The following is a 7,794-nucleotide window of genomic DNA, read 5'->3' on the forward strand; positions in this document are numbered from 1 at the left end:
GAAACCGAAGGTGCTTTATGCAATTATAAAGGCGGATATTTACATATTTTTACATCAACTTTATGGATTTCAAATCTTAAAGAACTAATTTCACAGTCCACTGGTATTGAAGAAGACAAAATCATAATAAACTGCACAAAATCTTCTGAAAAAAACACAAATTCTTTATGGCAGAACGGAATTCTTTGTTCTCTGGCCGCTATAGCATCCATAAAAACAGGAAAACCTGTTAAACTCTCTCTTTCACGAAGCGAACAGGAAGAAGTTATTGAAAATCCATCAGAAGTTAAAATTTATCATAAAACCGCCGTTGATAAAAGCGGCATAATAAAAGCAATGAACATTATTGTAGATTATGATTCAGGCTTTTATAATCCTTTTGCATCTTATATTTTAGACAGACTGGTTCTTGCAAGCACAGGAATCTATAACTGTAAAAATGTAAAAATAAATGCCCGTGCATACAAAACTCACAGGGCGCCCTCTTCAATGTGTTTTTCACAAATTGATTCACAGGCTTTTTTTGCAATTGAAAATCAAATTCAAAAAATTGCAGAAATTACTGGATTTTCACCTGTTGAATTACGCCAAATGAATAAAGCAGGCACTCTTCAAAAACTAACAAGTCCGTTTACTTTTTCGTTTGGACGTTCCAGTGATGTAATAAATGCAGTTGCTATAAGGAGTGATTTTAAGCGAAAATATACAGTTGCACGCCTTTCAGGACATGACCGCTATGAAGCTGATAATAATTTTCCTTACTCTCCTCCGCAATACGGAATCGGGATGGCATGTGCCTTTGAAGGGACAGGCTTTCTAGGTGAAAAGTTTTCTAAAGAACAAATTTCAATGCAGATATCTGTAAACAATGATAAAAAAATTATCATTCATTCACTTCCGTCAAGTGCAAGAATAAAAGAAATCTGGACAAAATTAATATTAGAAAATATCGAAACAGAAAAGCGGAATATTATTTTCACCAGCGAAATACAAAATACATCTGCCAAAACAGCTAAAATCCAGCAGATTCCTGATAATTTCATTGGAAACATCAGTATAAAAACTATCCTGCTAAAAAAATGTATTGATTCTCTCAAAAATAAAAAAATAGACGGTTCTTCGTATACAATAAAAAAATCCATTCCTGCAGCAAGAAAAAATTTATGGAATCAAAATGAATTTTCCGGCACACCTTTTTATAACACTGCTTTTGGAGCCTGTACTGTTGAACTTGAACTTGATAAATGTACATATACTGAAAAACTACAGAAAATTTGTGTAATTATCGATGCCGGGAAAATTATAAATCCAAAAGCTGCAGAAAACGAAATTCATCGGTCCATACAAAACTGTTTAAATTTTCTTGTTAAAAATAAAACTTTTACTTGTCCGGAAATAAAAATTCAGTTTACACAATCAGAAGAAGAACCTAAACAAATTGGTGGCCTTATATATTCAATTTTACCGGCTGCATATACTTCAGCTCTTTCACAGGCACTTTCTTCTCAAATTGAATATCTTCCGCTTCAAACGGACTCAATTTTCAAATATATCGAAAAAAACGAGAATAACAAAAAATTAAAAATTGAGGATGAACAATGAAAATTCCAGTAATTTTAAATGGTGAAAAAGTAATTCTCGATGATAAGCCTACAGAAAAACTCTCCGAAGTCTTAAGGAAGCAAGGATTAATATCAATAAAAGAAGGCTGTAATAAAGGTTACTGTGGTTCATGTACAGTTCTTTTAGATGATGAGCCTGTTCCTTCCTGTATAATTCCAATCGGAATAATCAGAAATGCTTCAATTGAAACTTTAGAATTTTTCTTACTTACAAAAGAAGGTGATGATATTTCAACTGGATTTAAACAGGCAGGATTAAATCTATGTGGTTTTTGCAATCCAATACGATTTTTTTCAACTTACGAACTGTTAAAAAAATCATACCGACCATCCATTGAAGAGCTGGAAACTCTGGCAGACAGTATAAAATGCAATTGTTGTGACAAAAAATCATTCATAAATGCAGTGATTTATGCTACAGCAAACAAACATGAACGGGAAGGAAGAAAAAATGGCCTCATCTAAAACTTTTTTCTATGCTAAAAACCTTGAAGACGTTTTTTATCAGATGAAGACAATTTCTGACTTAAAAATTGTTGCAGGCTGTACGAGTTTCATTGAAAAAGAATTTTATGATAAAGTTCTTTCTATTCGTGACATAAACGAACTTAAAATTATAGATAAACATGAACGTTATCTGGATATTGGTGCAGCAATTAAACTTTCTGAAGTTGCAGAATTAGGGGAAGCAAACCTTCCTGCAACAATTTACGAAGCAATTGCAACCATAGCAAATCCTTCAGTAAGAAATATTGCTACAATAGGAGGAAACATCTGTTCAAAAGGTTTTTACAATACTCTTTTTGCATCTTTCCTTGCTTTAGATGCCAGTCTTGAATTTAGAAACGGAGAAGATTCTTCATTTTTAAGTATAACTAATTTTGAAAAAATACCTGAAGGAAAACTGCTTTCTAAAATCAGGCTTCCAACTGAAGAATGGGAAGTTTCTGTTTTTAGACGGCTTGGACCAACTAATGTTTTAAACGAACTTTCTGCAAGTTTTGTATTTCTTGTAAATTCACAGAAAAATCAAATTTCAGATATAAGAATTGCAATGGCAGGAAGTTTTAAATTCAGAGATCAGGATTTAGAAAATAAAATAATTGGCGCACACCTGCCGCTTTCCCAGACAGCGATTTCAAATTTTCTTCTGGAAGCAGAAAGTTCATTTGATGAAAATGTGAGCAACAGTAACCTTAATCCAATTCTAAAAAGACAGTTCTGGAATCTTGTAAAATATTCTCTAGAGCAGCTTACTTAATAATCATTGCATCTCCATAACTGAAGAAGTGATATTTCTGCTCGACGGCTTTTTTGTAGGCGTTTAGAATATGCTCCCGGCCTGCAAATGCTGAAACAAGCATAATAAGAGTGCTTTCCGGTGTGTGAAAATTCGTAAACATCTGGTTTACACATTTAAATTTATACCCCGGGTACATAAAAATATGCGTAGAAGAAGAGCCGCCTTTTACAAAACCGTTTTCATCACTGGCTGATTCAAGCGTACGCACACTGGTAGTTCCAACAGCTAAGATTGGCCTTCCGTCTTTTTTAGCCTGATTAATTTTCTCTGCAACATCAAAAGAAATTGTGTAAACTTCCTCGTGCATTTTATGATCTTCGATATTTTCTGCACGAACCGGAAGAAATGTACCTAAACCAACATGAAGCGTAACAAAAACCCGTTCAATGCCTTTTTCATCGAGGCGGCGGAACATATCTTCTGTAAAATGAAGACCTGCTGTAGGACAGGCAGAGCTTCCTGTTTCTTTTGCATATACAGTCTGATAGCGTTCTGAATCGGTGTCATCATCTTCGCGCTTAATATAAGGTGGCAAAGGAATATGCCCGTTACGACCAAACCAGTCGTCATCAAGACGGCTTTCAAACTGAATTGTACGGAATTCGCTTCCTGAATCGTTTTCGTGCTCGATTATTGTTCCGACTGAACCATCGTTAAAACGATATTTATTGCCTGGTTTTACTTTTTTTGCACCTTTGTCCATTGTATGCCACAAATTACCGCCAGCAGTCATTTGATTGAGGAACATAAACTCCTGCTCTCGACCACCCTGCCCTGTAATGTCAGAAAGTTTAATTCCATAGCAGCGGCTCCGTCTGACTTTTGAATTATTGAAAACCATGAGAGTATCAGGAGTAATAAGATCCGGTAAATCATCCATGCTTAAATGTTCAACTTCGCCGCTTTCGCGATGGAGAAACATAAGCTTGTCCTGCCCGCGGATACCGGCAGGTTTTTGTGCAATAAGTTCTTCGGGTAAATCAAAATAAAAGTCAGAAAGTTTCATATTAAATTCCTGACCTTTATTTTACCGAGAATTAATAATTGTTGCAAATTATGTATTAAACTTTAAACTGGTCAATTTGAGAGCTGATATCAGAAATTGAATCGTTCATCTGAGAAGAAATACCTTTAAGAGCAGCTCCTGTTTCGTTAATTTTGCGTGCTCCAATTGACATTTCATCCATTCCCTGGGTCATCGTCATTGTTGCATTCTGTAAAAGCTGAACTTCTTTAAGAATCATTCTGTTTCCTTCTTCCATTTCTGAAGAAGCATTGCGGACTTCTACAGTACTGTCATTCATATTATGAAGAGCTTCAGTAATCTGTTTACTACCCTCATTCTGTTCTTCCATTGCTGACTTAATCTGCATTACAAGAGCATCGGTTTCTTCGAGTTTATGAGAAACACTCTCAAAAGCGATACTTGCCTCGCTTGAAGCAGAAACTACTTCACTGATGGAATTTTTAATGTTTGTAAGCTGATCACCGATTGTCTTTGACTGAGCAGTTGAAGTTTCTGAAAGCTTACGGATTTCGTCTGCAACGACAGCAAAGCCCTTACCGGCTTCACCTGCATGAGCAGCTTCGATTGCTGCATTCATTGCAAGGAGATTCGTCTGGCTTGCAATTGCAGAAATTGCACCGTTTGCTTCCTGAAGCATCTGGGACTGGCTTTCGATTTCTGTAATTCGGTCGTTAACAGCCTTCTGTTTATTGATACCAGCCTGAGAATTAGAGCGCAGTTCGTTAAATGAATTGGCCATTTTATCCATTGAAGAATTAACTGAAGAAATATTTCCAATCATTTCTTCTACAGCTGCACTTGCCTGAGTAACGCCGCTAGACTGACTTTCTATCATGTGCTCAAGGGATTCAATATTGGAAGCAATCTCGTTTACAGCTCCAGCAGTCTGACTTACAGACTGGTTCTGACTTTCAATCTGTTTTCGCATTGAATCGATGTTTGCGATAATCTGTGTAATTGAACTTGCAGTGTCGTCTACACTTGCATTCATGTTTTCACCTACATTACCAAGATTTGCATTTGAATCTTTTACTCTAGAAATAATATCCTGGAGTTTTTCGGTAAAACTGTTAAAGCCTTTTACAACATTTCCAATTTCGTCGTTTGAAGTAACTTTTATTCGTTTTGTAAGATCGGCATTTCCGCTTGCAATTTCTGTAATTGAAGTTTCAACAAGTTTAAGAGGTTTTAAACTCAAAGAAATAATCAGGGCACTTATAACAGATGCTATAACCAGAATTATAACAATGACAGTAATCATGGAAACCGTCATACGTTTAATTGAACCGAAAAATTCATCATATGGCGCCATACAGAAAACAGACCAGGTACAATTATCTCCAACAGGCCGATAAGAAGCTATCATGTTCTTTTTACGCCATGGTTCATAGAAAGCTCTATAAGTTGAGTTTCCGTTCATGGCATCAATAACAGCTTCCTGCATTGCACCAGTTGTAGATTCTTTTAGAACCTGACCGTCCTGAACATATTTAACATCTGCATCGGCAACAGTTTTTCCAGACTCCATATCTATAATAAACGGATGACTTTCCTTGCCGATAAAAATTTCGTTACACAGCTTTGAAAGTGTATCACCATAAAAAACAGCACAGATAGCTCCGATTATTCTTGAATGGGAAGTATTATAAACAGGAACTGAATAAAACATCAAAAGTTTACCGTTAACAGGACTAATGGACGGAACAGAAACAAAATGCTCTCCTTCCATTGCTTTTTTATAATAAACACGGTTCGAACAATCGGCAAGTTCACCGTCACCTGTGATGGTCATACCTTTTTCGTCGTAAAAAGTAATATTTTCGTAGTTTGAATCTGTTTTTGTTGCAAGAAAAACAGTGGCAATTTTTTCACGAAGGGAAATACTTTCGTCCTGAATAATCGTCATATTTGCAAGGGCATCAAGCATGTGAAATTCGCGTTCGTTTTTCTGATAAACTTTGGCGGCAATTTCTTCAGATATCTCTGTTACAGTCTGTTCTACAGAATCTTCAAGAGCAGGTTTTGAAATAAAATAGGCAATAAGACCTAAAATTACATTTGAAACAATAACGATTCCTAATAAAAGAATCATGAGTTTTGCTTTAAGGCTGGATGATTTCATAAAAACTCCTGTCAGTTTTCTTAAAAAAAACTTATGAGTTTATTTTAATACTGCAGGAAAAGATTTTCAAGAATTTTTTAAATAATTTTTTAAAACAAACTTAACTGACTGTTTGAATTTGCCTTATAATCCAGTCCCAGATGTTCGTAAGCTTTTGCCGTAACAATTCTTCCGCGTGGAGTACGCTGAATTAAACCGCACTGAATAAGATACGGCTCATAATAGTCTTCTAGAGTATCCTGTGCTTCACCGATTGAAATTGCAAGTGTTTCAGCCCCGACAGGACCTCCGCCAAAATTATTGATAATCGAAAGCAAAATTTCCCGGTCATAATGTTCAAGTCCGAGAGAATCAATCTGAAGTTTTTTTAACCCGTTCTGAGCAATTTTAAGGGTAATTCTGCCGTTTCCATAAAACTGTGCAAAATCTCTCATACGGCGCAAAACTCTGTTTGCAACACGCGGAGTTCCACGGCAGCACTGAGCAAGCAGAAGAGCTGCATCATCATCAATTTTACAGTTAAGAATTGCAGAACTTCGCCTGATAATCGAGGCAAGTTCTTCATGTGTGTAAAAATTGAAACGCTGAATGATTCCAAAGCGGGTCTGAAGCGGCTTTGAAACCATACCGGCCTTTGTTGTAGCACCAACTAAAGTAAATTTTGGAATCGGGATGCGCACAGTGCGTGCTGCAGCCCCCTGACCGATTACCCAGTCAAGTTCAAAATCTTCCATAGCAATGTAAAGCATTTCTTCAATTGCAGGCTTGAGACGATGAATCTCGTCAATGAAGAAAACTGTTCCCGGAGAAATTGTTGAGAGAATGCCCGCAAGGTCTTTCGGCTTATCAAGGGCTGGAGCTGAAGTAACTTTAAAATCTGCTCCAAGTTCATGGGCTGTGATTTCGGCAAGAGTCGTTTTTCCAAGACCTGGAGGACCTATTAAAAAAAGATGGTCGAGCGGTTCCCGTCGTTCGCGAGCCGCCTGAATAAAGACAGAAAGATTTTCTTTTATTTCTTTTTGTCCTAAAAATTCATCAAGCATTTTAGGGCGGAGAGAGCCGTCTGCGTTATCGTCATCACGAGGAACATCAGCACGCACGATATTAAGATTAGAAGAATCCGCGCGTACGATATTAAGTGAACCTGCTGCCTGTGAAGCAATTTGAGAAAAATCATTTATATCAGAATCAAAATTAGTTTTCAACTTTTAATTTTCCGTTTTTCAATTTATTGAGCCAGTGCCACAATTGCCCTGCGGAATAAAATTTCCTCTTTTGCATCATGCGTCTTATCTTTAAAGGCCACTTCACTACCCTGTGGAACCTGCTTATTCAGTTCTTCAACAAGATTTGAAATACAGCTTTCAACATCACGTTTATCGTACCCCATGTTTGCAAGGGCTGAAACTACATCACTGAATTCACCGCCGCGGTTAACAACAACTTTTGAAGCAGGTAAATCTTCGTCCAGCGTAAGCTTTCCCTTTAAAGTAAGAAGCATTTTCTGCGCAGTTTTCTTTCCAAGTCCAGGAATTTTTTCGAGTGCAGCTAAATCTCCGTTTTCAAGACTTGCCACAAGCTGGTCCCGTTGAATCGAACTCATAATTTTAACAGCAGATTTTGGTCCAACTCCTTCAACTTTGTTCAAATCAAAAAATAAATCACGGACTTTTACAGATGCAAAACCAAAAAGATTCATGGCACTGTCAGTATGCTGCAT

General features: G+C 36.8%; 7 protein-coding genes. 3 read left to right on the forward strand and 4 right to left on the reverse strand.

The annotated features are described in order from the left end of the window. The 3 genes from ACKI5B_RS09250 to ACKI5B_RS09260 form a co-directional block, all read left to right on the forward strand. Positions 1-1,602 (forward strand): molybdopterin cofactor-binding domain-containing protein (locus ACKI5B_RS09250; protein WP_407428036.1); only part of this gene is annotated, 1,602 nt, incomplete at its 5' end. After that, the gene (locus ACKI5B_RS09255; RefSeq protein ID WP_407428038.1) at positions 1,599-2,087 is read left to right on the forward strand and encodes a (2Fe-2S)-binding protein; all 489 of its coding nucleotides are present in this window, start codon (positions 1,599-1,601) and stop codon (positions 2,085-2,087) included. The genes ACKI5B_RS09250 and ACKI5B_RS09255, both read left to right, overlap by 4 nt. Beyond that, a complete protein-coding gene (locus ACKI5B_RS09260) occupies positions 2,074-2,883 on the forward strand; it encodes an FAD binding domain-containing protein (RefSeq protein WP_407428040.1) in 810 nt (269 codons plus the stop codon). The genes ACKI5B_RS09255 and ACKI5B_RS09260 overlap by 14 nt, the downstream gene beginning before the upstream one ends. On the opposite strand, the gene queA is transcribed toward ACKI5B_RS09260, so the two are convergent. From queA to ruvA, 4 genes are all read right to left on the reverse strand, one after another. After that, the gene (gene queA / locus ACKI5B_RS09265; RefSeq protein WP_407428042.1) at positions 2,876-3,931 is read right to left on the reverse strand and encodes a tRNA preQ1(34) S-adenosylmethionine ribosyltransferase-isomerase QueA; all 1,056 of its coding nucleotides are present in this window, start codon (positions 3,929-3,931) and stop codon (positions 2,876-2,878) included. The genes ACKI5B_RS09260 and queA overlap by 8 nt on opposite strands. Positions 3,932-3,986: 55 nt before the next feature. Then, positions 3,987-6,074, reverse strand: a complete 2,088-nt coding sequence (locus ACKI5B_RS09270) for a methyl-accepting chemotaxis protein (RefSeq protein WP_407428044.1) — start codon at positions 6,072-6,074, stop codon at positions 3,987-3,989. Positions 6,075-6,163: 89 nt separating this feature from the next. Then, a complete protein-coding gene (ruvB, locus tag ACKI5B_RS09275) occupies positions 6,164-7,207 on the reverse strand; it encodes a Holliday junction branch migration DNA helicase RuvB (RefSeq protein ID WP_407428048.1) in 1,044 nt (347 codons plus the stop codon). A gap of 95 nt (positions 7,208-7,302) precedes the next feature. Next, the coding region (gene ruvA / locus ACKI5B_RS09280) for a Holliday junction branch migration protein RuvA (RefSeq protein WP_407428046.1) at positions 7,303-7,794 on the reverse strand (492 nt) is incomplete at its 5' end.

This window comes from Treponema sp. (assembly GCF_045657965.1).
GTDB lineage: Bacteria > Spirochaetota > Spirochaetia > Treponematales > Treponemataceae > Treponema_D.

Excerpts from the sequence above, each read along its gene's own strand:
- ACKI5B_RS09270 (WP_407428044.1), bottom strand. The coding sequence starts at position 6,074 with ATGAAATCATCCAGCCTTAAAGCAAAACTCATGATTCTTTTATTAGGA.
- queA (WP_407428042.1), bottom strand. The coding sequence starts at position 3,931 with ATGAAACTTTCTGACTTTTATTTTGATTTACCCGAAGAACTTATTGCA.
- ACKI5B_RS09260 (WP_407428040.1), top strand. The coding sequence starts at position 2,074 with ATGGCCTCATCTAAAACTTTTTTCTATGCTAAAAACCTTGAAGACGTT.
- ACKI5B_RS09255 (WP_407428038.1), top strand. The coding sequence starts at position 1,599 with ATGAAAATTCCAGTAATTTTAAATGGTGAAAAAGTAATTCTCGATGAT.